At 64.2% G+C, this 745-nt stretch carries 1 protein-coding gene; it reads left to right on the forward strand.

From position 1 onward, the window contains the following. Positions 1-2: 2 nt before the first annotated feature. The coding region (locus tag FLX07_RS35875) for a Clp protease N-terminal domain-containing protein (RefSeq protein ID WP_280116569.1) at positions 3-745 on the forward strand (743 nt) is incomplete at its 3' end.

The raw sequence follows: 745 nt of genomic DNA on the forward strand, positions 1-745 counted from the left end.
AGATGTTCGAGAGGTTCACCGACCGTGCGCGGCGGGTTGTCGTCCTGGCCCAGGAAGAGGCTCGGATGCTCAACCACAACTACATCGGTACTGAGCACATTCTTCTTGGCTTGATCCATGAGGGTGAGGGTGTGGCGGCCAAGGCTCTGGAGAGCCTTGGGATCAGTCTCGAGGGGGTGCGCCAGCAGGTCGAGGAGATCATCGGTCAGGGGCAGTCGGCGCCGTCGGGACACATCCCCTTCACGCCGCGGGCCAAGAAGGTTCTTGAGCTGTCGCTGCGCGAGGCGTTGCAGCTCGGGCACAACTACATCGGCACCGAGCACATTCTTCTGGGGTTGATCCGGGAGGGTGAGGGTGTCGCGGCGCAGGTGCTGGTGAAGCTGGGCGCTGATCTGAACAGGGTGCGTCAGCAGGTCATTCAGTTGCTGCACGGGTATCAGGGCAAGGAGCCGGCGGCTGCGGGTGGGCCGCAGGAGTCGGCGCCGTCGACGTCTCTTGTGCTGGATCAGTTCGGGCGTAACCTGACGCAGGCCGCGCGGGAGGGCAAGCTCGACCCGGTGATCGGCCGGGACAAGGAGATCGAGCGGGTCATGCAGGTGTTGTCCCGCCGGACGAAGAACAACCCGGTGTTGGTGGGTGAGCCCGGTGTGGGGAAGACCGCCGTGGTGGAGGGCCTGTCGCAGAAGATCGTCAAGGGTGAGGTGCCCGAGACGCTGAAGGACAAGCAGCTCTACACCCTTGACCT

This window comes from Microbispora bryophytorum (assembly GCF_006874465.1).
GTDB classification, from domain to species: domain Bacteria; phylum Actinomycetota; class Actinomycetes; order Streptosporangiales; family Streptosporangiaceae; genus Microbispora; species Microbispora bryophytorum.